This is a genomic window from Pedobacter sp. (assembly GCF_965249885.1).
In the GTDB taxonomy this organism is placed as follows: Bacteria; Bacteroidota; Bacteroidia; order Sphingobacteriales; family Sphingobacteriaceae; genus Pedobacter.
The window spans coordinates 858,258-883,755 of the sequence record NZ_OZ252254.1 but is presented as its reverse complement, the minus strand read 5'-3'; the positions used below and the strand labels follow the sequence as shown (position 1 = coordinate 883,755).

21 protein-coding genes and 1 tRNA gene are annotated in these 25,498 nt (G+C 42.4%); 13 read left to right on the top strand and 9 right to left on the bottom strand.

Annotated features, from left to right (window positions below; all coding sequences use genetic code 11):
• Positions 1-332: 332 nt before the first annotated feature.
• Positions 333-1,055, top strand: coding sequence for a monofunctional biosynthetic peptidoglycan transglycosylase (gene mtgA, locus ACY2A0_RS03750; RefSeq protein WP_461788234.1), 723 nt, complete (start codon positions 333-335; stop codon positions 1,053-1,055).
• A 514-nt stretch (positions 1,056-1,569) separates the two neighbouring features.
• On the opposite strand, the gene ACY2A0_RS03745 is transcribed toward mtgA, so the two are convergent.
• Both ACY2A0_RS03745 and ACY2A0_RS03740 read right to left on the bottom strand, forming a co-directional pair.
• On the bottom strand, positions 1,570-4,011 hold the full coding sequence (locus ACY2A0_RS03745) for an AsmA family protein (RefSeq protein WP_461788233.1): 2,442 nt from the start codon (positions 4,009-4,011) through the stop codon (positions 1,570-1,572).
• 213 nt (positions 4,012-4,224) lie between these two features.
• Complete coding sequence (locus ACY2A0_RS03740) at positions 4,225-4,713, bottom strand: ABC transporter ATPase (protein ID WP_461788232.1); 489 nt, start codon at positions 4,711-4,713, stop codon at positions 4,225-4,227.
• Positions 4,714-4,764: 51 nt separating this feature from the next.
• Here ACY2A0_RS03740 and ACY2A0_RS03735 point away from each other — a divergent pair, with 51 nt between their 5' ends.
• A complete protein-coding gene (locus ACY2A0_RS03735) occupies positions 4,765-5,247 on the top strand; it encodes a hypothetical protein (protein WP_461788231.1) in 483 nt (160 codons plus the stop codon).
• A gap of 256 nt (positions 5,248-5,503) precedes the next feature.
• Here ACY2A0_RS03735 and ACY2A0_RS03730 read toward each other — a convergent pair whose 3' ends face one another.
• Positions 5,504-6,292 carry a (Fe-S)-binding protein gene (locus ACY2A0_RS03730; protein WP_461788230.1) on the bottom strand — a complete coding sequence of 263 codons (789 nt, stop codon included), beginning with the start codon at positions 6,290-6,292 and terminating at the stop codon, positions 5,504-5,506.
• A 121-nt stretch (positions 6,293-6,413) separates the two neighbouring features.
• Positions 6,414-7,709, bottom strand: a complete 1,296-nt coding sequence (locus ACY2A0_RS03725) for a 4Fe-4S dicluster domain-containing protein (protein WP_461788229.1) — start codon at positions 7,707-7,709, stop codon at positions 6,414-6,416.
• A gap of 233 nt (positions 7,710-7,942) precedes the next feature.
• On the opposite strand from ACY2A0_RS03725, the gene ACY2A0_RS03720 reads away from it, so the two are divergent.
• The 4 genes from ACY2A0_RS03720 to ACY2A0_RS03705 all read left to right on the top strand — a co-directional run bounded on the left by ACY2A0_RS03720 (position 7,943) and on the right by ACY2A0_RS03705 (position 10,968).
• A tRNA-Phe gene (locus tag ACY2A0_RS03720) sits at positions 7,943-8,015 on the top strand.
• A 183-nt stretch (positions 8,016-8,198) separates the two neighbouring features.
• Complete coding sequence (locus ACY2A0_RS03715) at positions 8,199-9,515, top strand: phage integrase SAM-like domain-containing protein (protein ID WP_461791266.1); 1,317 nt, start codon at positions 8,199-8,201, stop codon at positions 9,513-9,515.
• Between the two features lie 841 nt (positions 9,516-10,356).
• A complete protein-coding gene (locus tag ACY2A0_RS03710; protein ID WP_461791265.1) occupies positions 10,357-10,584 on the top strand; it encodes a hypothetical protein in 228 nt (75 codons plus the stop codon).
• 30 nt (positions 10,585-10,614) lie between these two features.
• Entirely contained in the window at positions 10,615-10,968 is a 354-nt protein-coding gene (locus tag ACY2A0_RS03705) for a hypothetical protein (RefSeq protein WP_461791264.1), read from the top strand.
• A gap of 227 nt (positions 10,969-11,195) precedes the next feature.
• On the opposite strand, the gene ACY2A0_RS03700 is transcribed toward ACY2A0_RS03705, so the two are convergent.
• From ACY2A0_RS03700 to ACY2A0_RS03690, 3 genes are all read right to left on the bottom strand, one after another.
• On the bottom strand, positions 11,196-11,498 hold the full coding sequence (locus tag ACY2A0_RS03700) for a hypothetical protein (RefSeq protein ID WP_461791263.1): 303 nt from the start codon (positions 11,496-11,498) through the stop codon (positions 11,196-11,198).
• Positions 11,499-12,253: 755 nt separating this feature from the next.
• Positions 12,254-12,745: a phosphatase PAP2 family protein gene (locus tag ACY2A0_RS03695; protein WP_461791262.1), complete on the bottom strand. Its 492-nt coding sequence runs from the start codon at positions 12,743-12,745 to the stop codon at positions 12,254-12,256.
• Positions 12,746-13,002: 257 nt separating this feature from the next.
• The gene (locus ACY2A0_RS03690) at positions 13,003-14,685 is read right to left on the bottom strand and encodes an LTA synthase family protein (RefSeq protein ID WP_461791261.1); all 1,683 of its coding nucleotides are present in this window, start codon (positions 14,683-14,685) and stop codon (positions 13,003-13,005) included.
• 85 nt (positions 14,686-14,770) lie between these two features.
• Here ACY2A0_RS03690 and ACY2A0_RS03685 point away from each other — a divergent pair, with 85 nt between their 5' ends.
• Positions 14,771-14,941 carry a hypothetical protein gene (locus ACY2A0_RS03685; RefSeq protein WP_461791260.1) on the top strand — a complete coding sequence of 57 codons (171 nt, stop codon included), beginning with the start codon at positions 14,771-14,773 and terminating at the stop codon, positions 14,939-14,941.
• 61 nt (positions 14,942-15,002) lie between these two features.
• Here ACY2A0_RS03685 and ACY2A0_RS03680 read toward each other — a convergent pair whose 3' ends face one another.
• Positions 15,003-15,179, bottom strand: a complete 177-nt coding sequence (locus ACY2A0_RS03680; protein ID WP_461791259.1) for a DUF2188 domain-containing protein — start codon at positions 15,177-15,179, stop codon at positions 15,003-15,005.
• Between the two features lie 161 nt (positions 15,180-15,340).
• A complete protein-coding gene (locus ACY2A0_RS03675) occupies positions 15,341-15,664 on the bottom strand; it encodes a hypothetical protein (RefSeq protein ID WP_113663873.1) in 324 nt (107 codons plus the stop codon).
• A 156-nt stretch (positions 15,665-15,820) separates the two neighbouring features.
• Between ACY2A0_RS03675 and ACY2A0_RS03670 the strand changes: the two genes are divergently transcribed.
• The 6 genes from ACY2A0_RS03670 (at position 15,821) to ACY2A0_RS03645 (ending at position 25,496) form a co-directional block, all read left to right on the top strand.
• Entirely contained in the window at positions 15,821-16,153 is a 333-nt protein-coding gene (locus ACY2A0_RS03670) for a DUF6660 family protein (protein ID WP_461791258.1), read from the top strand.
• A gap of 138 nt (positions 16,154-16,291) precedes the next feature.
• A complete protein-coding gene (locus tag ACY2A0_RS03665; protein WP_461791257.1) occupies positions 16,292-20,608 on the top strand; it encodes a CusA/CzcA family heavy metal efflux RND transporter in 4,317 nt (1,438 codons plus the stop codon).
• 208 nt (positions 20,609-20,816) lie between these two features.
• A complete protein-coding gene (locus ACY2A0_RS03660) occupies positions 20,817-21,911 on the top strand; it encodes an efflux RND transporter periplasmic adaptor subunit (RefSeq protein ID WP_461791256.1) in 1,095 nt (364 codons plus the stop codon).
• Positions 21,912-22,066: 155 nt separating this feature from the next.
• The gene (locus ACY2A0_RS03655; protein ID WP_113663869.1) at positions 22,067-22,948 is read left to right on the top strand and encodes a bestrophin family protein; all 882 of its coding nucleotides are present in this window, start codon (positions 22,067-22,069) and stop codon (positions 22,946-22,948) included.
• A 14-nt stretch (positions 22,949-22,962) separates the two neighbouring features.
• Positions 22,963-23,430: an MgtC/SapB family protein gene (locus tag ACY2A0_RS03650; protein WP_113663868.1), complete on the top strand. Its 468-nt coding sequence runs from the start codon at positions 22,963-22,965 to the stop codon at positions 23,428-23,430.
• Positions 23,431-23,450: 20 nt separating this feature from the next.
• Positions 23,451-25,496, top strand: coding sequence for a heavy metal translocating P-type ATPase (locus ACY2A0_RS03645; RefSeq protein WP_461791255.1), 2,046 nt, complete (start codon positions 23,451-23,453; stop codon positions 25,494-25,496).
• Positions 25,497-25,498 lie beyond the last annotated feature (2 nt).

The window sequence follows — 25,498 nt, the reverse complement described above, 5'->3', positions numbered from 1 at the left end:
TAAAATAATAATACCGCAAAGGAGAATTAAGTTGTGCAGAGGTCGCAAAGCTATTGGTGATATAGTAAGCTTGACAAAGCTACCAACACTGAAATTGCCAATATAAACCCGATTGAAGTGTAAATACTTTTTGTCGCACACCCAGAATTAAACTTACGAAGTTTCTAAAACTTCGTAAGTTTTGAATGCCTTACACAAAAAGATTGAAACGAAAAGCGGGACTGATTTTAACTAGCACCACTACTTTTGCTTTTCAGAAAGAATCAAACCTAGCCAGTTCGCCTTGATGCCTCAACTTTTTGCCTTTAGCTAAAAATTTTACCTTTGTGGTAATGGCTCTAAAATCAAACACTAAAAAATCTTTATTTAAACGAGTTGCTTTTGCAGCTGGTAAAATCTTCTTGTGGTTTTTTGTGTTCTCGCTTATTTGGGTCTTAGCTTATCGTTTTATCAATCCGCCAATAACTTTTTTAATGGTGCAGCGCAAATGGGAGCGTAAAGCGGATGATCAGCACGCAAAAATTAGAAGCAAGTGGGTGAAGTTTGAAGATATTTCGGACAATATGAAACGTGCGGCAGTGAGTGCGGAAGATCAGCTGTTCCTAAAACACATGGGTTTTGATTTGAACGCCATTGAAAAAGCTTACAAAGCCAACGAAAAGAAAGGCAAGAAGAAGAAAAAAATCAGGGGCGGCAGCACGATTTCGCAGCAAACAGCAAAGAATGTGTTTTTGTGGCCTGGTCGCTCCTACGTTCGCAAGGCATTTGAAGCTTACTTTACTTTGCTAATTGAGGTGCTATGGAGCAAGGAGCGAATATTGGAGGTGTATTTAAACGTCATAGAAATGGGCGACGAAATTTACGGGGCTGAAGCAGCTTCCCAAGCTTATTACGGACATTCGTGCACTAAGATGAGTAGACAAGAGGCAGCGCTGCTGGCAGCCTGTTTTCCTAATCCTATCCGTTGGAATCCCAACAAAGCTACGAGGTTTATTAAGCACAGACAGTATTTAATTATGAGAAACATGCGGAGGTTGGGCCCGCTTGATTTTTAGGTGTTGCTCTTGTCCGTGAATATGAAATTAAGAAGTTTTATTTTAGGAACTTCTATATCTTCTGAGCAATATAAATTGAAAGGCTAAAAACAAATTAATAAGAGAGTAAAAGAGTAAATTTGCCAGTATCTCGTTAACAAATAATTCATAGTCAATTCCATATTTGTAACACAATACCGTTTCTGTTAAATAATTACTTACAAATATGGCAATGAATGAAGTGACTATGGTGTACAAAACTTTTTCAGCAACAATCATTGCGTTAATTTGTAATAGGTAAATAAAACAAAGTGTCATTACTAATACAAGCGCTGAAACGAGATATTGTTGAGTTACACCGCCTTTTCTAAACGGAGAATCTATGAAAAAGGATAGTATGATGATAAGTAGCGATGAACTTAAGAAAATTGTTTTAAGTTTCATTAACTGGTAATTTGTAACTAATTAATTTTACTGTTTGTAGAAAGGGAAGCGTATTTAGCGCTAACATTGATACAATTTAGTAATAAAATAATTAATTCGGCTCCCTGTCCTTCTTCTTATTCCACTTAATCTTAATTTCTCCATCTTCGTCAACCGCCTTTAAGTGCAATACAATGCCTTTCATACGGGCTAGTTCACGTTCTTGTTTGTCAATGATATCTGCGCTTTTTTTAGGGTCGCGTAAGGGAATGTCTAATGCAATATTTGTTCCTTTGTTGAAGCCGTAAACGCCTTGTACATCAAAATTTAACGCAGTGGAATTTACTTTCATAGGGCTAATATCAACGGTTTCGCCACGTAATGTAAGTACGCCATTCAGTTTTTCTAGTTGCACATTAGATAAGTTTCTGCTTCGGAAAACAAACTTTCCAATTTTCTCCAGCGGCTCAAACCCTACCAGCGCAGCCTTGTCCAAAGTAAAATTCACCTTACCGAACATGGATTTGGGAATGATATTTCCTTTTGAACTGATGCTCCCTTGCGCATTTACTTTAGCAGATAAGAACCCTTTCAAGTTTCTATTGGTGATAGATTTTTGTCCGAAATTATCGAAGGCGTAGAAAAACTCTTTGATACTAACTTTCGCGATATTGGCATTGAGCTGCAATTTGTTTACAGCACCAAGCTGCTCTATTTTTCCGTTGAAATTGATTTGTCCGCCAGCATGCTGTACGCTCATGTTTTTGAAATAAACACCGTTGCCAATTAGGGAAATATTCGAATTAAGGTGATAAGCTACAAATTTTTGATAGGTTGCTTTATCTACGTTTACCTGTAAATTTACCCTAGAAGCTTCCAGCGCATCTCGTAATTGTTCAGATGCTTCCTTAATGGCATTTCTAGTTGAGGTTTTTTTACGACGTGCTTGGCGTGGCCCCAAAAATGGCATGAACTCGCTTAAATTCAAGTTCGGGCTTTTAAGTTTAACGTTGATTTCTATTTTCTCTGGATCGGTATAGTAGAAATTTAAAAAGTTCTGCATGTCGCAAGTCATTTGCACAACACTGCGCCCTAGCTGAAATCTGCTATTGGTAATGTGTAAATCTTTCTGACTAAAATTTAAGTCAAGTGAGCTGTTGACAATTTTCATATTACGTGGTAGATAGGTGATGTCCGCATTTTTAATTGCTACCTTTCCGTGGATGACTGGTTTGGTGAACAAGAAATTATCGATGTCTGCTTGGCAATACAAGCGCAAATCGGCAGTACCTTTTCCAAACCTAAAAGTTTCGTCTTCAAATGAACTATTTAGTCTTTCTAGGTCGAATTTTGAGATGACTAACCCTTGTGCTAATGGTTTTTCCAAATTGGCTACGGTAAATGTATCTACCTTAATTGGCGCATTGTAATAGTTGCCGGTTAATCCGAAGAAACGAATTACGGAGTTAGCGTCGCCAATTGGTCGGGTAGTGGTATCTTGATTTGAAAAATAACCAGTAAAAGAGCAGTCGGTTAATTCACCCGATGGAATTGAAATATTATTGTTTTTTACGCTCATTTTAACGTTGATCAAAGGGTCAGCATGACTTTTATCTCCATCATCAATGATACTGGCGGTAACATCTACAGGTTTTTCGATGCCAAACTTGAAGAGTTTTTCGGAGATGTTTGGCGCTAAAATAGAGGCAATGTTTTTGTACAATAGCTGGTCGGCTTTAATGGCTATCGAAAAAGCCGACTTATTCTCCGCAATGTTAATGTTAGCACCAATTTGGTAAGTGTCGTTTCCGATTTTTAGAGGCTTTTGATCTATCATGATTACTTCGGCATCGCCATCGTAATGTGCAGTGAGGTTACCAGATAAGGTTTTATCTTTAAGGAAACTGCCTTTTCTGGTATTAAAAGCAAAACTGTTGATTTTGGTTTTCAGTTTAAATTCGCCGTCCCAACGACCAATGGGATATTTCACTTTTCCTTTCAATTCATCTACATAAAAACTGAAAAGTTTGAATTTTTTTTGATTGTCAACTACCAAGTTTACATTGTTCAAATCAATTAACCTTACTTGTAAATCCGTTGAGCCGCCATCTTCTTCTACAGATTTATTTTGATCCTTTTTGCGGAACATGCTGGTGTTGCTGTAGCCGCTGCTATCGGTATACAGGTAAATGCTAGCGTTATTAATGGAGACCTTGCGAATATTGATGGTGCCTAGAAAAAGGGAAAGTGCATTTAAACTTACATCAATATCTTTTGCGGAAACTAATTCTTTATGGTGCTTGCCGTAAAGACTATCTCGCAGGGAAACATTTTTGAGCGATACTGCTACACCAGGAAATCCTTTGAGTAAGGTGGTTTCCATATGTGATACCTTTACCGAGCCGTTAACTTTTGCGTTAATTTGATTTAGGATTTTGGCTAAAATAGCCTTGTTATTATGATTAATGTAGTAGGCGGCACCTAACCAAATTACTACCAACAAAAGCACTAAAGCGCCAATAATTTTTAAAGATATTTTGAGCCAACGTAACATAAACGGTATCTGTAAGTTATCATAACAAACAAGTACGTCAGTTGTTTCGGGTTGTTAGGGGGTAGGGATTAGGGGTTAGGGATTAGGGATTAGGTATTAGTGGTTAGGGACTAGATGTCAGGGATTAGTAGTTGGAGATTAGTTGAGAGTTAAACAATTAACCAATTAAACAGTTAACGTACTAAACGATTAACCAGTCAAACAATTAACTAATTAACTAGCCGCCAATTGTTCTGCAAAAACATTTTTATGCCAGCTATCTTTTAATGGCACTTCCCATTTTTGCTCAAATTCTTCGAGGTTTTGTACTAGGTTGTTAAAAACAATCGTGTCCAGCCCAATTTTTTTAATGCTGATTAATGTCTCAAAATCTTCTTTTGTAACCACGTTTACGTCGCCATCAACTTTGTAGGCCATATTGAAACGGTCAAATAAATCAAGCCCAAATCTTGTTTCAATATCTTTAATAACCCTAACGGAAGCATCGATAGAGCAGCCCGTAGCGTTAGCCACTTCTTGATCAACTGTAAGCACAATAAAGTAATCGTGAAAAATTTCCGCCTTAGCTTTAAGTTGGTGCCCATGAGCTGTCCACTGTGCTACAAAGTTGTTTAATGTTTCTTGTATGCTAGCAGTTTCTTGTGCTGTAAACTTCCTGTTGCTTTGGTAAATCCAAACTTTTGATTGTGGAGAAAAAATCATATTCCAAATTTATCAAAATAATTAACTTTCAGAAGTTAAAACGGGACTCTCATGCAAAAGTTTACATTGGACTTAAAAAAGTTTGTTTTTTTAGGATTTGGACTAGCTTTCTTGGTCTCTTCTGGATTTGTTTTTCCAGAAGATAGCCGTGTTTTTATTCACGAATTGCTAAATAAGTACTACGATAAGGATGGTCAACAAGAGCTCTTAAAGCGCTATGAGTTGAATGTTACTAACACAGGTTTTTGCAGGTATAGGAAAATTTACGCCAGTGGGAAGGAAGAGTTTTTTTCATTCAATTTGTCGCGGTTTAAATCGATGGATTACTATGGTGACATTAAAAGTGGGCAGCTTTGGTTGCATACTAAAAACGATGATGTAATTGTACAAACCCGAAAAGATAAGAACGGAGACATTGATTCAATGGCTACTTACCTAGTGATTCCCCTAAAAAGTATTGACGAAGAAAAGTTAAACGAACTAGCTGATCGATTTAGACAATTAAGCCAAATTCAGTTGAATGTAAATAAATAGCGATGCTATACCATCATCTCATTGTATCGTGAAAGAACTAGCTAAGGCGCATTAACATCCCGAAATGATTAAAGATAAGGTGATTGGTGATCACGGTCCTATCTCGTCATTCTGGCGAATGCGGAAATCGTAAAACGATACGGGGCACAACGCATTAGGATCCCAAAATTCGGGATGACGTATTATTAAACTTGTAGCTGCAACGAATTAAAGAAGTAACATTTACTCCAAGTAATAAAATACTATCGAATGTCTATTACAAGCCGTTTGCCCTAGCGGTAATCTCAGCGATATCTAATACTTTAACTTCTTGCTCCTTGTCTTTCAGTTTCACGCCGTCGTTAAGCATGGTCATACAAAATGGGCAGCCAGCAGCAATAAATTGAGGTTCGGTGCTTAAAGCTTCTTCAATTCGCTCAATGTTGATGTCTTTTTTGCCCTTTTCTGGTTCCTTGAACATCTGTGCGCCGCCGGCACCACAGCAAAGTCCGTTAGCTTTGCAGCGTTTCATTTCAACCAGTTGCGCATCTAAAACCTCCAGCGCTTTACGAGGGGCTTCATAAACTCCATTGGCACGGCCAAGGTAACACGGGTCGTGGTAGGTAATTTTCTTGCCTTTGAAACTTTCGCCGCCTTCGGCTTTTAATTTACCTTCGTTAATTAAGTCTTGGATCAATTGAGTATGGTGGATCACTTCGTAGGTTCCGCCTAATTCCGGATACTCATTTTTTATCGTATTAAAACAGTGTGGGCAACCAGTTACAATCTTTTTGATGTTGTAAGCGTTCAGCACTTCAATGTTAGCCATAGCCTGCATTTGGAATAAAAACTCATTTCCGGCACGCTTTGCAGGGTCACCAGTACAACTTTCCTCGGTTCCCAAAACAGCGTATTTCATTCCAACATGATGAAGTATCTTGCAGATATCACGGGTGATTTTCTGTGCTCGTTCGTCGTAACTTCCAGCACAGCCTACCCAAAATAAAATTTCTGGTTCTTCTCCTGCGGCCATCATTTCGGCCATTGTTGGTACTTTAAATTCCATTTTTTTAGTATTTGGTATTTAGATGCCAGCGCACTGAATACTTATTTTACTCAACTTTATCTTTACTTGTAATTTGAGAAGCTTATATTATTCCCAATTTCAGCTTCTTGTTTTCAGTGTCTTAATTTCCTTCGCTCCAATTAAATCTGTCTGAAGGCGAATACTTCCACGGCGCACCATTGTTTTCTACATTGCCTAGCATGGCGTTGATACTGGCTGGCACTACGGATTCTTCCATCACCGTATATCTTCTTAATTCTGTAATGATGGCCAAAGGATCAATATTTACCGGACAAGCTTCCACACAGGCGTTACAACTAGTACAGGCCCAAATTTCTTCTCTGGTAATATAATCATCCAATAACGCTTTTCCGTCTTGGTGCTCAGCGCCATGTTTATCGATATTTTTTCCTACTTCTTCCATGCGGTCGCGGGTATCCATCATAATTTTACGTGGCGACAGCAACTTGCCGGTTATATTTGCAGGACAAACAGAGGTGCATCTTCCGCATTCGGTACAGGTGTAAGCATTCAATAAATTTACCCAGCTAAGATCCTGGATATCCTTCGCTCCAAATCTTCCCGGAGCAGCATCTGCTGGCACAAAAGATGGATCAAGCATAGCTTTAACCTCATTGGTAACGCTATCCATATTACTAAACTGTCCTTTTGGTTTCAAGTTGGAGAAGTAAGTATTTGGAAATGCCAATATGATGTGGAAATGTTTAGAGTAGGGTAGGTAGTTAAGGAAAGCAAAAATGCCTGCAATGTGAAACCACCAACAAAAACGCTCTATAAAAATCAAGGTGTCAATTTGGTTTGGCAATAGGTTTTGTAGCCATGCACTTACAGGGAAAGCACCAGCAGCGGTGTAATGTGAAGCACCAAGCGATTGCAGTTTGGCATCTGCAGCATTCATCAGCAAAAAGGCGCTCATCAATAAGATCTCTGTAATTAAGATGTAGTTGGCATCTGATTTTGGCCAGGTTTTCATCTCTACCCCCGAAAAGCGTTTAAGCTTTAAAACGTTTCTTCTAATTAAAAATACAACGCAGGCCAACCAAACCCCAGCCGCTAATAGCTCGAAGCTGCCGATTAAGAAATTATACAATCCACCTAGTCCGGAGAAAACACGGTGAGTGCCAAATATGCCATCAATTACAATTTCCAGTACTTCGATGTTGATGATTACAAAGCCTAAGTAAACTACCAAGTGCAATAAAAACGGCACAGGGCGCACTGCCATTTTGGTTTGACCAAAAGCTACCTTGAGCATCACCATCCAACGTTCCTGAGGCTTGTCGCAGCGATTGGCGCTTTTGCCTAACTTGATATTGCGGATAACCTTTTGAGCGTTGAAAGCAAAAAGCCCAACGCCAACTATGGTTAAAATGACGAATATTATTTGAGAAACCATAAATGATGTATTGTTATACTAACAACGAAGTTAAAATATTTAGGTTTAAAATATTTACTATGCAAGCATAATTTTTAAAATTTAGAATGATTATGGATTAATTCCTTTTTTTTGTAAAAATTAATTGGTTGATTTAGAGAGGAAAGGGGTGTTTTGTGGATGCTGATTGATATTTTTTTGCAAAATAATTTTGTGTTTCAAAAAAAGGAACTACATTTGCATTCCCAAACGGAGGTGCCTTAGCTCAGTTGGTAGAGCAAAGGACTGAAAATCCTTGTGTCGCTGGTTCGATCCCAGCAGGCACCACTTCCAAAAAAAGCCTTGTTTTCATAACGAAAACGAGGCTTTTCGCATTTATAACCCTTTATTTTCGTTTATTGTTAGTATCAGCTACGTTCATTTCTGCATGGTTTTTTGTTAAACTGACCGTGAATGTTTTAAAAATGTTTTAAAATTTAAAGAAACAAAAGCGGTCATAATTTAAATTTTATGGCAACTGTAAGAGAAGTGGTTCTTCCCCACACACAAAAGAAGGATGGTACCTGGAATGTCAAGATTAGAGTTAGTTTCAAAAGAAGGTCTTCCTATATAGACACACAGCACTATATCGGACAAAAGCAACTACGAAAGGATTTTACGATCAAGGATGAATTTATATTAACCATATTGAATCCAGTGGTAGATTCCTTCAGAAAACGTATATCGGAGCTAGGTGAAAGTCTAGAACTATATACTTCAAAAAGTCTCGTCGCATATCTAACCATGTGTGAGGAAACCGCAGAAACTATTAATATCATAGCATTCGGTGAAGAGCAGATCAGATTGCTGGACCAACAGAACAGAACTGGAAGCAGGAACGACATGAAGAAGGTCGTCAACAGTCTTCGGGATTATTTTAAGGCAGAGTTTATACCTATAACTGAAATAAGGTCAAAAATGCTCGAAAATTATGAAAGATATCTTCGCTCGGAAAGAACAATGTTCAGGCCCGACCAGTTTGGAAATCTTGTGGAGAGAAGGTCCAAAGGATTGACCGATGTAGGACTCCATAATCATATGAGGGACCTCAGAATACTATTCAACGCGGCGGTCAAAAAATTTAACGATCCGGAGCTAGGCGTTACCCTTATCAAGCATTACCCATTTGAGAAATATAAGATCGTATCACCGCCTGATACAAATAAGAGGAAACTGTCAATAGAAGATATCGAAAGGATTAGTAAAATCGAGCTCCCCGCGAATTCCCGTGCTGAGATGGCCAGAGACCTGTTTATGCTGAGTTTCTACCTTTGCGGCATGAATCCTGTAGATCTCTATAGATTACCGGAAGAGATGGATATTGAAGAAGGGAGGTTAGAATATAACCGCTCCAAAACAAAGGATAGAAGAAAAGATAAGGCCTTTATGAGTTTAAGGATACCTGATGTTGCTAAGCCGCTACTTATAAAATATATCAGAACCTTGAAAACTAGATATGCCTCACATGAGAATCTGGACAGTGCGCTGAGTTTCGGTATGAGAAAGATTGGAGCTGCCCTAGAGATCAAGAAACTACAATTCTATGATGCAAGGCATGCCTTTGCCGATCTTGCGCGTAATAAATGTGGATTTCAAAAAGACGATGTAGCAATGGCACTAAATCATAAAGACAGCAGCAATTCTGTTACGGATGTTTACTTGAGCAAAGACTGGGCGATTGTTGACAGACTTCAGAAGAGTGTCCTGTCACTATTTGATCCACCCGCAAAACTTGGATTCTGCAACTTAACAACATTTTATATCAGCTCTAAGAGCTGCACTTCTTAATCTTGGATATATTCTGATTGTTAAAAAAAATATTAATTTAAGTAGCATGAAAAATTTAATTCTATTTTTTCTGACTTGCATTATTGCGACAGGTGCATTTTTGTCAGGTCTAAATATGAAAAACCCATTTCTGGGATTTGTTGTGGGTTTTGGCGTTTGGATACTTTTTATTTACAGGATGTCCCGTAAATAGACTTCTTGTTGCCTTGGCGTTTTATGTCTCCCCAAGTGAAGAATAATCAAAAATTGGCATTTTTTTTAAAGTGCCAATTTTTGTGTAAGTGTTCATGTCATTTAGGTGTAAAGTGTTCGTTTTATGATTTTGAGGGGCTAAGGTGTGTGGCCTAGTTTGATAATTCCTCTTTTTAGTAATTCAAATCTTTTGCCTAAAGCTAAAATAACCCTGACTGCATGAGAAAAGAGCTGTTTTTTTGAATTGGTACTTGCATTATAAGTAATATGAGTTCGATATCAACCTTTGTTTAGCAAAAGAAAGGCTTGATAGCTCGTTAATATCAAACTACGCAAAGTTTAATTTCAAAAAATTGGGAAGATGGGTCAGTATTAAGCACACTATGGGAATTGTTGTGTTTGAAAGGAATTAGATTGGCTACTATCGTCGGAATGCACATCAATACCGCAGCATAATAACTTTATTGAAGCAAAAACATTTGAAACGGGATTGACACAACTGCATTACGAGAAGGAAAATAAACAACAACAAACATAAAAGGCCACTAAATAAGTAAATGTTAAAAGTCATAAAAAAATATTAGACAAATCACTGCAAAAGACCTTACACGCAAGACGAGTTAAAGCACTTAAAATTTCACTTGAACCAATGGACAATGTACTTCTGAACTTAATGACTTATGGACAACAAGAAAAACGAACCGCTAACAAAGTATTGCCAAAAGTGGGGATGAATGGCTTCGATTGGACGTTTGTACAAGGTTCAAGTTTCGTCCTTCAATTGAACTTTTGTGCTGAAAATCCCGCTTTCGGGAATATCAATCCCGTTAACGGCCAGGCAAAGAACTGCACTGCCAGCATCGAGCAACAAGGATAAAAATGAACAAAACCAAAAGTAATTGACAAAATGATTTTGATTATTCAACTGATTTACATTATTGACGGACAAGAAAAAGTTTTTGAGGAGTTTGAAAGTATTGCTATTCCCATAATTTTAAAACATAGCGGGAGACTTTTGTTGCGGATTAGACCGACAGAAGACAGCGTTATAGAAAGCCATATTGATAAACCTTATGAAATTCATCTCGTAGAATTTCAAACGCCAAAAGATTTTGACTGCTTTGTGAAAGATGAGGAGCGAAAGAAATTTTTACATTTGAAAGAAAAATCTGTCAAGGATACAATTTTAATTCAAGAGGTGAACTATGACAACAAATTTCCGAAGAGGCTACGGACGGCAGACAAAAAATACACAGATTAATAAAGCAGTTTTTTAAAGAAATATTTTAACATGGTCATCACTGTAGATTTCGGTAATAGTAGTCAACCCATTTCGTTCCAAACTATCCATACAGACTAACAGTTTCTCTCCCGATCATAATATGCTCTTTTAGCTAACCATTCTATTTCCCGGTGTCTCGTCCTGAAATTACTTGTAGTTTTTTTTTGATTGATAATGCTAGAATTATGTTTCCAGTGCAACATTCTTCAGTTGGGCATCCGCAAGCGCCTTGGTAGTTCTTCGATCTTTTTCTTAAGTAGCTTCGAGTCTTTGGATTCATTCATGACTAAAAGCCCACCTTGAGTTTTCGGGCTTAGCAAGTTAACTAAATTATGCTTGTCACGCCACTTGCCTATGGTGCTCTTTGGCAGGCCGTATTTCCATCCAGCGCCACGTTCGCCCAGCAGCCCGTTATTGACTTCACTAACAATCTTGATCTTGGTTTCCTCGTCCAATCTGCCCCAAGGCTTTCGGGAGAGAATGGTAGGTTTAATAGTTTTTGCTTTCATTTTTTGCTTGCATTAGTGACAAGCTATTTTAGGACAAGACAAGCTGCGCGATCCGGACCTTTTCCTTTGCCTTCTCGCGGATGCGCGCAACTACCTTTCTTAATATCAGGGCAATGATGCCCGCGATCGCCAACCGGTAACGGATCTTCCGCGAGGTACCTACACGATTATACTTTCTTCGGTAGGAAGAAGCAGTGTCCATAAGCTGATCAAGCTGTAAAGGACAGTAATTAAAATACGAATTCCCATGCACAATGTGCATGGGAATTTTCTAATAACCGTAATCCTGCTAAACTCTGAACTCCTTTTTTAGAGGCAGATCGCAGTACTCATCGGGAATGCTTTCGTCCCATGTCATCATCGCTATGCTCGACCATCGACCTATTAATCTCTACCTAAGATTTCTTCTAAGTTAACTGAAGATTAAGCATAGGGCTGAATCCAGTGCCCTCCGATAAAAGGTTAGGTATATTGGCCCATCTGGCTAATGTATGTGGAAGAGCTGTCTGATTTTGAGGTACATTGTAAATAGCATGACCAATATTCCCAATGTCCGCAACAAAATCTTCGCCCTGAAAGTTAGATAGCGGTCGTTTCTGTTGCGCCTATTTTCTGTGAGATAGGGCTTGCGGTCCCTACGTTTCTTGCTGACTGGCATTGTTTACGTTATGATCTGGTTTAATGTGGTATCTTGGTAGGCGTGGCTACATGGATGGGCGCAGGAACTATATGCCAAAGTGGAAAAGAATGTAAGGTCAAAAGGTATGGCTTAAAGTCGCCGAAATGCCCCCGTTGCTATAGTATGGCATCACAACTGGGCCTTTTCCGTTTTTGGAAAATATACCCTTGATCTTTGGATATAGCCAATAGGCTGCCTGGGTGGAGAGTATCCCAACACCTGCCCCGGCAACTACATCGCTGAACCAATGCTTGTTGTTGTACATTCTGAAAAGACCTACAGAACTTGCCACGGTATAACTGGTAATCGTATACCAAACGGATCTGTCACCGTATTCGCGCCTCATGAATTCAGCAGATGCAAAGGCCTCGGCGGCATGTCCAGATGGAAAGGCATTGGAGGTCCCGTCCGGTCTGGTGATATCTGTGGCATTCTTTACTCCTTGGGTAAACGAGTTGAGTATGATATTCGAAACCAGGTATATTCCCGCCTGGTCAATGGTTTTGTTCCTGCCCTTCACTCCTGAAATACTAAGGCCAAGGGTAACGGCACCAGGGGCAAACTGCATGTAATCGTCTATCCTGATCCTCTCGTGGGGATGCTCGAGAAAGAACTCGTGCCGTCCGGCTTCATCGAGGTTCCTTAAAGGGGTAGCCCCCAGTGTTGCAAATCCGTAGGCCAAAGCGGCAGCGGGAATGATGGAGGACCTCCATTTGAAGCGTCCTTCTTTTGACGGTCCGACCGCGGATGCTGTATCGGTGTTCTTCGCCAACTGAGCCTGCGAGCTGAAATAGAAAAGGCAGATAATGATAATCAATGTATTTTTCATTGGTTTTTTTGTTTTTTTAGTTTCAGTCCCTCGTTCTTGTATAGATAGAATGCCGATTGATAGTAGGCGATGGCACGTTCTATAGCTGATTTTGGCAGCTTTTTGGGAGACTGTTCGTTTGTAATTGGGTTATAGATAAATGTTTCTGGATTCTTTTTGGGACTGAGGATGACCAGCGAGTCCCTTTGCAGAAGTGCGAGCTTTTGGTAGGTTCCAAGCAGGGCCCTTGGGCTATAGTTTATGTCAAGAACGTTCATGCCGTAAGTATTGTCAACGTAGCTCCAGCCCAATTTAGGAAATAGAGTGGGATAGAGGTCGACCTGGGAGCATAATGGCGTGATCACTTCCGGATTGGTTTCCCTAAGGTTGTAGATCATCGCTGGTATCCTGTACTTGGCGATATCTATCTCGTTTTTTCCCGCGCTGGAAGCACAGTGGTCGGCAATGAAGATAAATATCGTGTTGGCAAACCAAGCTTTCTTTCTAGCTTCACCTAGAAATTTTCCGATGGCATAGTCGGTATATTTCACCGCTCCATCACGGCCCGTGCCCGAAGGAATATCTATGCCGCCAGCGGGATAGGTGAAGGGGCGATGGTTTGAAGTAGTCATCACGAAGTGATAAAAAGGTTTGCCCTTGACGGCCATGATGTCCGAATTACGGATGACCGAACGATAAAGGTCTTCGTCACTGATGCCCCAGGCATTTTCAAAATTGACTTCACCGTCGGGTATCCTGCTCCTTTTTCCCATATAGGAATCTCCCACCGTAAATTTCCTTCCCCGATCTATAATGTCAAAACCATTACTGCCAAAGTATTGGTTCATGTTGTCGAAATACCCATCACCGCCATAGAAAAAGGTCGTTTGGTATCCCTTATCTCGAAAAATACTACCGATGGTCGTCAGGCCAGCATTGTCCTTTCGTCTCACAATGCTATTACCTGGGGTTGGAGGGATTGCCAGGGTAAGGGCTTCCATTCCCCTGACAGTCCGCGTTCCGGTCGCATACATATTACGAAAGAGTAGGCTGCGCGAGGCGATCGAATCCAGATTAGGCGTCAGGCCCTTGTCATTTCCGAACGTGCCCATAAAATCTGCGCTGAAACTTTCCAGTACCACCATGATCACATTTGGACGTTCTTCATTCCGGTCACTCGAAATATTCCTTTCTATAGAGCTCCAGTGTTCCCTAAATTCGGCTTTAGGCCCCTTCAGCTGTTGTCGAATGATTGCCATCGATTTTTTCTCAGTGATGAGGGGATAAAATTGGTTGTAGTTCAGTTCGTTGCTCCTGAATGCTGCCACGAAGGAGTATATGCCCGCCTTGGATAGTTCGTTCTGGTAACGATTGGAACTGCTTTCAGACCAGGTATTGCTGGTAGACCACAAGAGTAAAGAACAAACGAAAATGATTGAAAGGGTCATTGTCAGCCTGAAAGCCAGCACAGCCCTGCTTCTGATGCTCTTGGAAATGGCTCTGGAATGAAGTATGGTGATGACCGATGCGGCAAGTGTGACACAGCCAAGTAGTATTGGCAACGGATAGGATTGATTGATATTGGCAACCACTTCGTAGGTGTAGATCAGATAGTCTACCGCAATAAAATTGAAGCGGCTCTCGAATTCCGACCAGAACGTATATTCTGCAAAGAAAGAGAACACGGCAATGAACGACATCAGAAATATAATAAGGTAGCTCATGGCCTTTCCGACCCGAGAACCTAGTACCTTATTTCCAAACAATAGCCAAACAGCATAGGGTATGGTAAAGCAGATAGCGACGGTAAGGTCGTATACTGCCCCCTTTGTCAACGTGACCAAAACTTGGGTTAAGCTCAGTCCCGAATCGGTGGATGAAATGGCCATCAATAGAATCCGTAGACCTAGGGAGGCAATCACGAAAAATAATATGAACAGCCTTAGTGCACTGTAACGTGCCAGGCTATTTGATCTGTTGTGGTAAATCATAATCAAGCGATCGAAATTGGGATAGATTAGCCTTCAAGGTTTAAAAACCACTCCTCGGCCTGGGCAATGGCCTGGCGGATCAGATGAGGGTCGGACTGTCTTCCATCACTTATTAATTTGTTGGCTATCTCGATAGCCTTTTGCCTGACCTGTGGCTGCAGGTCGTCCATTTCCAATGGGAAATATTCCATTGTCCATTCCATAGAAATATATAGAGGTTTTGTCCACTAAGGGTACAGATAAAAAGAAGCCTTTTACCATTCTCGGTTATGCTCCCTAAATTGGGCAGACACAACTGGCATGGTACAGGGATTGACTAAATAGCAGCTACCGATTGTAAAAAACAATAGCAATAAAATTCAGCCTACAGCTTGGGGGGCTGCCAAATGCCGATACTTGCCTGTAACGTGGGATCACAGGTTTGCTCGTTATGGAATGTATTTTGATCAGTAATAATCAAGGGGGCGTTCAGCGTAGTAAAATACGTCAGGGAAGGTGTGGAACAGCAGGCACATTGGCAGAATGGACTGCATTCGTCAAATTTTACGAATCCCTCATCGGCAGATGAAGATGCCATCAGCGATTGGCTGTCCATCGGATAGTCCGGCTCGGCCGCAAGCAGATCCTGGCACGGCCAGGATAACTGTAGCAACAAGATGGAAAGAAATAGCAAAACGGCGGCCTTCATATCGGTACAAAAGTATAAATATTTATAGTATCATTCCCATCTACAAATCGTTCATGTTAACGCCAAAACGCACAATTTATTTTTTATGACATTTTAAAGATGTACGATTTTATAAAAATATTTGGTTTTTTAAAATAATGTTTAGATTTGTGCCATATGAAATATATCGCATTCATAATGGTAATCTATCTGGCGGGCATGATGATGCTTCCGTGCAGTGATGCCTATAATGAATGTAAGTCAGCACAACAGAGGCAAACAAGGGTTGAAATTGCCGATGACCATAGTCATAGGTCAGATGTAAATGATAATTGTAGCCCCTTCTGTAACTGTAGCTGTTGTCATACGACTATCGATAGCAAATTCCTAGCAAATAAAGAGGAAGATCCCAAACCTGTATACGAGGAACTGAAATTCCTTTTCACAGATCAACGTTTTGTTTCCAATTATTATGGAAGCATCTGGCAGCCGCCCAAGGTTAATAGCTAATTATTACTTTTTTCGGAAATGAAGTCCGCATATGCCACTTTCTGTGGCTATTTCTGCGCATGCTTTATTTTTCGACCGCATCCATTCATTATTTATTTGGATTGCGGGAAGTCCTATTAGTTATTAATCAGAACAATAATGTTAGATAAGATCATTTATTTCAGTATAAAGAACAAGATCATTATCGGTCTAATGACCTTGGTTCTTATAATTTGGGGCGGTTGGAGTGCAACCAAACTGCCGATAGATGCCGTACCGGACATCACCAACAATCAGGTACAGATATTTACCACCTGTCCAACGCTGGCAGGCCAGGAAGTGGAACAACTTGTGACCTTTCCAATAGAACAGAGTATTGCCAATGTACCTAGAATTGAAGAGATACGTAGTATTTCGCGTTTCGGTCTTTCGGTGATCACTGTGGTCTTCGACGAGAAGACAGACATCTATTTTGCCCGTCAGCTCATCAATGAGCGATTGAAAGAGGCCGTAGATAAAATCCCACAGGGAGTGGGCACACCAGAAATGGCACCAGTGAGCACGGGTTTGGGAGAAGTATACCAGTACATCATACATCCCAAAAAGGGAAGTGAAAAGAAATATAATGCCAAGGATCTGCGTACAATGCAGGACTGGATCGTAGCCAGACAACTATATGGAACCCCAGGTATTGCCGAGGTGAATAGTTTCGGCGGACAGTTGAAACAGTATGAGGTGGGCGTTAATCCGGACAGGCTCAGGGCTATGGGGGTAAGTATCCCAGAAATCTTTACCGCACTGGAAAAGAATAACCAGAACACTGGTGGCGCCTATATCGATAAAAAACCGAATGCCTATTTTATCAGGGGTATCGGTCTGGTAAATTCACTGGATGATGTGAAAAAGATTGTGGTCAAAAACTCGGGAACCGTTCCTATCTATATCAATGATGTAGCTGATGTAAGGTTCGGAAGTGCTGTGAGGTACGGTGCCCTCACCTATAATGGGGAGGTGGATGCCGTAGGTGGCGTTGTGATGATGCTCAAGGGGGAGAACAGTAACGAAGTTGTAAAGAGGATCAAACAAAAATTGCCGACCATACAAGCTTCCCTGCCCGATGATGTGGTTATCGAACCATATTTAGATCGTACCGATCTGGTGGGAAGGGCTATAGCTACTGTTGAGAAAAACCTGATCGAGGGGGCATTGATCGTGATCTTCGTGTTGGTGATCTTCCTTGGTAACCTGAGGGCTGGTCTGATCGTTGCCTCGGCGATTCCTTTGGCATTACTTTTTGCCTTGGGCATGATGAACGTATTTGGGGTAAGCGCCAATCTGATGAGTTTGGGTGCCATCGATTTCGGTCTTATTGTCGATGGGGCGGTAATTGTTGTGGAAGCAACGATGCACCATTTGGGACTGCGAAAATCTATGAACAAGCTGACCCAGGGTGAGATGGATGAAGAGGTGTTTACCTCGGCCTCAAAAATCCGTACCAGTGCAGCATTTGGAGAGATCATTATCCTGATCGTGTATATCCCGATCCTAACATTGGTTGGTGTGGAAGGTAAGATGTTCGGACCAATGGCACAAACAGTAGGTTTCGCTATTTTTGGTGCGCTTATCCTTTCGTTGACCTATATTCCTATGATGTGTGCACTTTTCCTTTCGAAAAAGCCAAGCCATAAAAAGAATTTCAGTGATAAGATGATGGAGAAACTCCAAGCGGTCTACAGACCGATGCTGGAGAAGGTAATCAAGATCAAATATTACGTAGTTGGGGCGACAGTGGTGCTGTTTGCTGTTTCCATATTCTTCTTCAGCCGAATGGGCGGCGAGTTCATTCCGCAGTTACAGGAGGGGGATTTTGCATTTCATTGTATCCTGCCACAGGGAAGTTCCCTGAACCAGAGTATCGAGACCTCGATGCAGGCCTCACGGATCATCAAGCAATTTGACGAGGTGAAAATGGTAGTTGGAAAGACCGGTGCCGCAGAAGTGCCTACCGATCCTATGCCGCCGGAGGCTACCGATCTGATGGTGGTGCTCAAACCAATGAAAGAATGGAAAACGGAAAGGAGCTATGAAGAACTGGCTGAGGCCATCATGGAGAAACTCGAAGTGATACCGGGCGTTTTCTTTGAGAAGAACCAGCCGATACAGATGCGTTTCAACGAACTGATGACTGGTATCAGACAGGATGTGGCAGTGAAGATCTTCGGTGAGAACATCGATACGCTCGCAAGTTACGCCAAGGAGGTAAGCGAAGTAATCCAGAGCGTACCGGGGGCAACCTCTCCGCAAGTAGAACGTGTGGGCGGTCTTCCGCAGATCAATATTGAGTATGATCGTGCCCGTATCGCCAATTACGGACTTGCTATTCAGGATGTCAATGACGTAGTTAGTACGGCCTTTGCCGGAAAAAGTACTGGGCAGGTTTATGAAAATGAAAGACGTTTTGACCTGGTAGTGCGTTTGGACAGTGCACACAGGAGTGGTATAGAAGATGTGAGCAACCTAATGATCCCTACCAGTAAGGGGCTTCAGATCCCTTTGTCTCAGGTAGCAACCATAGCGTATAAGTTGGGACCCGCACAGATCAGCCGTGAAGCGGGGAAACGCCGTATCGTAATCGGTTTCAATGTCGACGGACGTGACGTGCAGAGTGTGGTGACCGATATCCAGCAACAGTTGGCACAAAAGATCAAGCTGCCATCTGGCTACTACTTCACCTATGGTGGCCAGTTCGAAAACCTACAAAAGGCGAGCGCACGTTTGATGATCGCGGTACCAGTTTCATTACTTCTGATCTTTATGCTGCTCTATTTTACGTTTCGTTCGTTCAAACAGGCCATATTGATATTCACGGCTATTCCGATGAGTGCCATTGGAGGTGTCTTTGCGCTCATGTTGCGAGGTATGCCTTTTAGTATCAGTGCGGGGATCGGATTTATCGCGCTCTTTGGCGTAGCGGTACTCAACGGTATCGTATTGATAGGAACCTTTAACCAATTGAAAAAAGAGGGAATGGAAGATATATTAAAAAGGGTAAAAGAGGGGGCTATTACCCGTCTTCGCCCAGTGCTGATGACCGCCACGGTGGCCTCTCTTGGATTTTTGCCAATGGCCATCAGCTCCAGTGCAGGTGCCGAGGTACAAAGACCTTTGGCCACTGTAGTAATAGGTGGTCTGATCACCGCTACTTTCCTAACCCTATTCGTTCTGCCGTTGCTCTATATCATTTTTGATAGTGGTATGAAAATTAAGGGCAGATTGGGCAGGAAAACTGTTGTTGCGACAATGGTCTTGTTCTTGATCGGTGCGTCTTCAGCAAATGCCCAACAACGGATTTCGGTAGAAAATGCTGTTGGTACCGCTTTGAAGAGCAACCAACAGCTTGGTGTCAACGAGGCCGAGGTCAAAAGCGCAAGACTGAATACGAAAACAGCCTTTGAGATACCGAAGACGGGCATATTTGCAGAGAACGAAGATTATCGTCCTTCCGATAAAGTGGGTATCCTAAAGATCGGGGTTTCGCAGGCTATCGCATGGCCTGGTCTATATGCCGCCAGGAAGAACTATCTGAACGCACAGTTGAAATACGCGGAGCTTAATGGTGAGGTCATCAACGCCGCAATTAGGAGGGATGTCCGTACGGCCTATTACCAATTGTGGTTCCTACAGGATAGACAGATGCTCTATAAACGTCTGGACAGTGTTTACACCATGCTGTTCAAGACCACAGAAGTACGCGTAAAGACGGGAGATGTGGCACGTTTGGACAGGGTTGCCGCCGAAGCGAAGATGAGGGAGATACAGGCCCAGCTTTTGCAGAATACAAAGGAGATGACCATCCAGCAGCAGCAATTGATGATGTTGCTGAACCTCAACGAATGGATGTTGCCCGTTGCCCAACCGCTAGGTAAGGTTGGCGTGGAGACTACAGCTACTGCTGCCTCACATCCCTTATTGGCCCTACAGGAACAGAATGTGAATATCGCCAGTTCCAATGTTTCGGTTCAGAAGAATACCAACAGGCCCGAGTTTTCTGGAAGGTTCTTCAGCCAGCGCCTATGGGGTGCCAATGATCCCTTTACCGGATTTTCGGTAACTGCAGCAATTCCACTGTTTGGGGGAGGCGCCTATCGCAACAAGGTCAAGGTGGCCAATGCCGAAAGAGAGGTACAGGAAAAGACCTTGGCATACCAGACCCTACAGCTACAGACCCAACGCGCCAATGCGGTTGCCGATATAGAGAAGAGCCGTTCGCTGCTTGAATTTTATGAGACCTCTGGCCTGAAACAGGCCGAAGAGATCATTTCTGCGGCGACCCTCAGCTACAGGTCGGGCGAAATCAGTTTCGCTGAGCTAGGGCAGTTCCTTAGCCAGGCTATTGGTATCCGTCAGGGGTATCTTGACGTACTTAACCAATACAATCAATCAGCTATCCAATTCAATTACTACAATAATAAATAAGATGAAACTTGTTTTTAGAATATTATTCTTCGCCGTGACAGTAATCACACTGAACAGTTGTGGAGGAAAACAGACAGAAGGTGAAGGGAGCAAACCTGGCAAGGAAGCCGAAAAGCCCGCAGCTGCGAAAGAGGAAGGACATGGTGAAGAGGGGTCTTCGACGATTGCCTCCCTTACCCCGGAACAGATCAAATCGGTCGGTATCACAGTGGGGACCATTGAACTCAAGAACCTGACCGCTACCATCAAGGCAAACGGTGCCTTAAGGGTGCCGAATAACAACAAGGCCAATGCGACTTCGCTCTACGGTGGAGTGGTAAAAACCTTGAGGGTCCAACTGGGAGATTATGTCCGTAAGGGACAGGTGATTGCTACGATCGAGAATCCACAGTTTGTCCAATTGCAGGAAGAATATCTGACCATTGGCAGCAGGATTACATTGGCCGAACAGGAACTCCAACGCCAGCGTGAACTTAATGCAGGAAATGCGGGAGCTTTAAAGAACCTACAGAATGCTACGTCCGAACTTAACGCCCTAAAGGCGAGAAAGGCATCACTGTACAAACAGGTGCAGTTAATGGGGATCAACCCTACTTCGATCTCTGCAGCTACCCTGACCTCGGCGTTATCTGTAACCAGTCCGGTAAGCGGAACGGTAAGTGCGGAGTTTGCAAAGATCGGAAGCTACGTGGACGTTTCTTCGCCAGTAGTGGAAATCGTAGATAACGGTCTGATACATTTGGATCTGCAGGTGTTCGAAAGGGACCTTCCTTTCGTTAAGGTAGGCCAGCTGGTGAATTTTACGGTAACCAATAATCCACAGATAACCTACACGGCAAAGGTGTTCAATATCGGATCTTCCTTCGAGAATGAGAGCAAGACCATTGCGGTCCACTGTACGGTCACAGGAAATAAGGCCGGCCTTATTGATGGGATGAATATTACCGGTATGGTAAGCGTAGACAAGGCAATGACGCCAACTGTACCTAATGAGGCGATAGTGGAGGCAGATGGTAAGTTCTATATTTTCATACATACCGATAAACAGCCCGAAGCCGAAGGCGAAGGACAGGGAAAGACGGACGCGCATAAGGAAGGAGAGGAACATGACCATGTTGCGGAAAATAAAGGCCATAGTGCTAATATGAACTTTGAAAAAATTGAGGTTGCCAAAGGTGTTTCGGAGTTGGGCTATACTGCGATTACACCCGTCGTCCAATTGCCTAAAAATGTAAAGGTAGTAACCAAGGGCGCTTTCTTCATCAATGCCAAATTAAGCAATGCTGGGGGGCACGAACATTAGTGTTAGGTGCGAAGGGGGAAGGTGCCTTGTGCATCCTCCCCTAAATCGCTAATAAATTGATTTAATGGTGTGAACAGAACATGTATAATATAAAGTTGTTATCAGTAAGGTCTAGAAGTGGTAATCGGTAAATTGAAGATATAAAACTATAATTTATGTTATTGAACAAGAAAATATCGATCTGGTATTTCGTTAAAGGTATCGGCTCACAGCTAGCTCTGATCGTTGTATTTGCGGTCTCCATTGGCCTGTTGGATCTTCATCCAACATTCCAGAAAATAAGTCTTCCCCTTAGCATTCCCGCTTTGGTGGGGACAGCGGTTTCGCTTCTGCTCGCTTTCAGGACTGCGCAATCCTATGAACGCTGGTGGGAGGCCAGGACGGTATGGGGCGCGATAGTTAACGATTCACGCACGTTGATCAGGCAGGTACAACAGTTTGTTCCCGATAAACAGAAAGTAATCACAAAGGAATTTGTTCAGACACAGATTGTTTGGGTATATGCCCTTGGTGAGGCTTTGCGGAGACAGGAATTCTCTCCAAAAGTGAAAAGCTATCTGAATGCCCACCAGATCAGTGCCGTGAACATCCCCAATGCTTTATTGGACCAGCATTCCGAAAAGATCAGGGAGATGGCGGCCGAATCTATGATATCGGACTTCAAGCAGATACAACTCAATGAAACCGTGGCCAGGCTCTGTGATAGCATGGGGAAATGTGAACGTATCAAAAATACTGTATTTCCAAGGTCATATAGCGTGCTGGTACATACGCTGATCTATGTATTTGCTGCCATCTTGCCTTTTGGACTGGAAGATTCGCAACTCGCTGTTGAGATATTACTGACCATATTGGTGCCTTTGCTCTTTATCATGATCGAAAAGACAGCTATTATCATGCAGGATCCGTTCGAAAATACGCCGGTTGATACGCCCATGACCTCATTAGCACAGACCATAGAAATCAATCTGCTGGAAATGATCGGAGACAGGGACGTACCTGCGAAACCAAAGAATTACCAATATTTTGAAATGTAGTTAAAACTGGACCGATGGATATTGAATTTGAGCTGTTGCTTTCGGGCAAGATGTTTTTGGCCCTAATTCTTGGAGGGATTGTAGGTATTGAAAGGGAGAGGGAGCACCAGTATACAGGTATCAGGACATTTGCCTGTATCTGCGTGGCTGCCTGCCTTTTTGTTTCGGTAGCTGCCCATCTTACAGAGGATAAATCGGCCATTTCAAGGATGTTGGCGGCCATCGCCACAGGCTTGGGGTTTATCGGTGCAGGTATCATCTTTCGGGATGAGAGAAATACACCAAAGGGACTGACTACAGCTGCTGGACTTTGGTCCACTTCGGCAATAGGGGTGGCTATTGCATTGAATATGTTTGTCATTGCTGTCGCATCCACATTGATCATCCTGTTGATCTTTGCTATCAATAAATTTTCCTGGTACCAGCGCTTTCTGAAAGTCCTTTTCAAGAGTAAACAGAACGATGAAAACACTGAATTATAAATCAATAAAAACTAAATCACATGGAACATAAGCATAAGTATGATGCACAGGGCAAACAGCTCTGCTGCAACCAGACAGAGAAAATCTATGATAATGCGGGTGCAAAGGATTTGTTAAAAGATAAGCACCACGATGGTGATGGGCATGATCACGCTCATGAACATAGTGATGACGATGCTCACAACCACGATGTAACCGAAAAAAACACATTCCAACTTTTCCTGCCGTCCATCATTTCCTTAGTGTTGTTGCTGATCGGTATCGCCCTGGATAATTTTATTCCGCAGCCTTGGTTTACCGGGTGGGTGCGGGTTGCACTTTACGTAGCTGCCTACGCACCTGTAGGATTACCTGTCATCAAAGATGCTATTGGTAGTATCAGCAAGGGAGAAGTATTTTCGGAATTCTTTCTAATGAGTATTGCTACCTTAGGCGCATTTATCATCAAGGAATATCCTGAAGGCGTAGCGGTGATGTTGTTCTATGCCGTAGGGGAAGTTTTCCAGACGCTCGCTGTTTCTAGGGCAAAGAGTAACATCAAGGCCCTTTTGGATCAACGTCCGGATGAAGTGACAATATTGGAGGATGGAAAGCCCCGCCTGGTTAAAGCAGAGCAGGTCGAGATAGGAGCCATAATACAGCTTAAACCTGGGGAAAAGCTTGGATTGGACGGAGAGCTTATCTCAGAGTCCGCATCTTTCAATACAGCCGCCCTGACGGGGGAGAGTAAACCTGACACCAAAAATAAGGGTGAAACGGTACTTGCCGGTATGATCAATCTAAATACCGTTAGCCAGGTAAAGGTAGATACTGCCTACACAGACAGTAAGTTAAGCAAGATTCTTGAGCTGGTGCAGAATGCAACTGCACAAAAAGCTCCAACTGAACTTTTTATCCGCAAGTTTGCGAAAATCTATACCCCAATCGTGGTACTTCTTGCCATAGGGATCTGTGTGCTTCCCTATTTCTTTGTTGAAGGTTATGTGTTCAGGGATTGGCTATATAGGGCGTTGATATTCCTGGTAATTTCCTGTCCATGTGCACTGGTAATCTCTATACCTTTGGGATACTTTGGAGGAATTGGAGCTGCCAGTCGAAACGGTATTCTTTTCAAGGGCAGTAATTTCCTGGATATCCTTGCTACAGTAAAAAATGTGGTGATGGACAAGACCGGAACAATGACCGAGGGCGTTTTCAAGGTACAACAGGTAACCATTGAAGAGGGTTTTGATCAACAGGAAGTACTTAAGCTGGTGAATGCATTGGAAAGCCAAAGTACGCATCCCGTAGCCACGGCAATTCATAACCATGTTGGCGAAGTGGACAGTTCGGTAAAGCTGACCAATGTGGAGGAGATTGCCGGACATGGTCTTAAAGCCACAGTTGATGGAAAGGATCTTTTGGTCGGGAACTTCAAATTGATGGATAAATTCCAGATCAGGTACAGTTTAGATCCTTCTAAAATCGTGTATACCGTCATCGCCGTGGCCTACGGTGGGCAATTTGCGGGCTACATTACTATTGCCGACAGCATTAAGTCGGATTCTAAGCGGACTATAGAAAGACTGCATGAACTGGGTGTCAAGGCTACGATGCTGAGCGGGGATAAGAGTTCCGTAGTAGCCTACGTCGCTAAGCAGTTGGGCATAGATAATGCCTTCGGAGACCTTTTGCCCGAAGATAAGGTGAACAAGGTCAAGGAATTAAAAGCAAGAAACGAGAGCGTAGCTTTCGTAGGTGACGGAGTGAATGATGCACCGGTAGTCGCCCTGAGTGATGTTGGTATGGCGATGGGTGGTCTCGGTAGTGATGCGACGATAGAAACCGCTGACGTGGTTATACAGGATGATATGCCAAGCAAGATTCCAATGGCTATCAATATTGGCAAACAGACTAAAAAGATTGTCTGGCAGAATATTATACTTGCGTTTTCCGTGAAAGCTGTAGTTCTGGTACTCGGTGCTGGTGGACTAGCGACAATGTGGGAAGCGGTTTTTGCTGATGTTGGCGTAGCTCTGATTGCCATCCTAAATGCGGTGAGGATACAGAGGATGAAATTTGGATAGGT

What these genes read in the sequence shown, in the direction of transcription:
- mtgA (WP_461788234.1), top strand. Translation starts at nt 333, where the DNA reads ATGGCTCTAAAATCAAACACTAAAAAATCTTTATTTAAACGAGTTGCT.
- ACY2A0_RS03710 (WP_461791265.1), top strand. Translation starts at nt 10,357, where the DNA reads ATGGACAATGTACTTCTGAACTTAATGACTTATGGACAACAAGAAAAA.
- ACY2A0_RS03730 (WP_461788230.1), bottom strand. Translation starts at nt 6,292, where the DNA reads ATGGAATTTAAAGTACCAACAATGGCCGAAATGATGGCCGCAGGAGAA.
- ACY2A0_RS03675 (WP_113663873.1), bottom strand. Translation starts at nt 15,664, where the DNA reads ATGAAGGCCGCCGTTTTGCTATTTCTTTCCATCTTGTTGCTACAGTTA.
- ACY2A0_RS03645 (WP_461791255.1), top strand. Translation starts at nt 23,451, where the DNA reads ATGGAACATAAGCATAAGTATGATGCACAGGGCAAACAGCTCTGCTGC.
- ACY2A0_RS03690 (WP_461791261.1), bottom strand. Translation starts at nt 14,685, where the DNA reads ATGTCGTTCATTGCCGTGTTCTCTTTCTTTGCAGAATATACGTTCTGG.
- ACY2A0_RS03670 (WP_461791258.1), top strand. Translation starts at nt 15,821, where the DNA reads ATGAAATATATCGCATTCATAATGGTAATCTATCTGGCGGGCATGATG.
- ACY2A0_RS03715 (WP_461791266.1), top strand. Translation starts at nt 8,199, where the DNA reads ATGGCAACTGTAAGAGAAGTGGTTCTTCCCCACACACAAAAGAAGGAT.
- ACY2A0_RS03650 (WP_113663868.1), top strand. Translation starts at nt 22,963, where the DNA reads ATGGATATTGAATTTGAGCTGTTGCTTTCGGGCAAGATGTTTTTGGCC.
- ACY2A0_RS03655 (WP_113663869.1), top strand. Translation starts at nt 22,067, where the DNA reads ATGTTATTGAACAAGAAAATATCGATCTGGTATTTCGTTAAAGGTATC.
- ACY2A0_RS03665 (WP_461791257.1), top strand. Translation starts at nt 16,292, where the DNA reads ATGTTAGATAAGATCATTTATTTCAGTATAAAGAACAAGATCATTATC.
- ACY2A0_RS03705 (WP_461791264.1), top strand. Translation starts at nt 10,615, where the DNA reads ATGATTTTGATTATTCAACTGATTTACATTATTGACGGACAAGAAAAA.
- ACY2A0_RS03740 (WP_461788232.1), bottom strand. Translation starts at nt 4,713, where the DNA reads ATGATTTTTTCTCCACAATCAAAAGTTTGGATTTACCAAAGCAACAGG.
- ACY2A0_RS03685 (WP_461791260.1), top strand. Translation starts at nt 14,771, where the DNA reads ATGGTAAAGCAGATAGCGACGGTAAGGTCGTATACTGCCCCCTTTGTC.
- ACY2A0_RS03695 (WP_461791262.1), bottom strand. Translation starts at nt 12,745, where the DNA reads ATGCAGTTTGCCCCTGGTGCCGTTACCCTTGGCCTTAGTATTTCAGGA.
- ACY2A0_RS03680 (WP_461791259.1), bottom strand. Translation starts at nt 15,179, where the DNA reads ATGGAATGGACAATGGAATATTTCCCATTGGAAATGGACGACCTGCAG.
- ACY2A0_RS03745 (WP_461788233.1), bottom strand. Translation starts at nt 4,011, where the DNA reads ATGTTACGTTGGCTCAAAATATCTTTAAAAATTATTGGCGCTTTAGTG.
- ACY2A0_RS03735 (WP_461788231.1), top strand. Translation starts at nt 4,765, where the DNA reads ATGCAAAAGTTTACATTGGACTTAAAAAAGTTTGTTTTTTTAGGATTT.
- ACY2A0_RS03700 (WP_461791263.1), bottom strand. Translation starts at nt 11,498, where the DNA reads ATGAAAGCAAAAACTATTAAACCTACCATTCTCTCCCGAAAGCCTTGG.
- ACY2A0_RS03725 (WP_461788229.1), bottom strand. Translation starts at nt 7,709, where the DNA reads ATGGTTTCTCAAATAATATTCGTCATTTTAACCATAGTTGGCGTTGGG.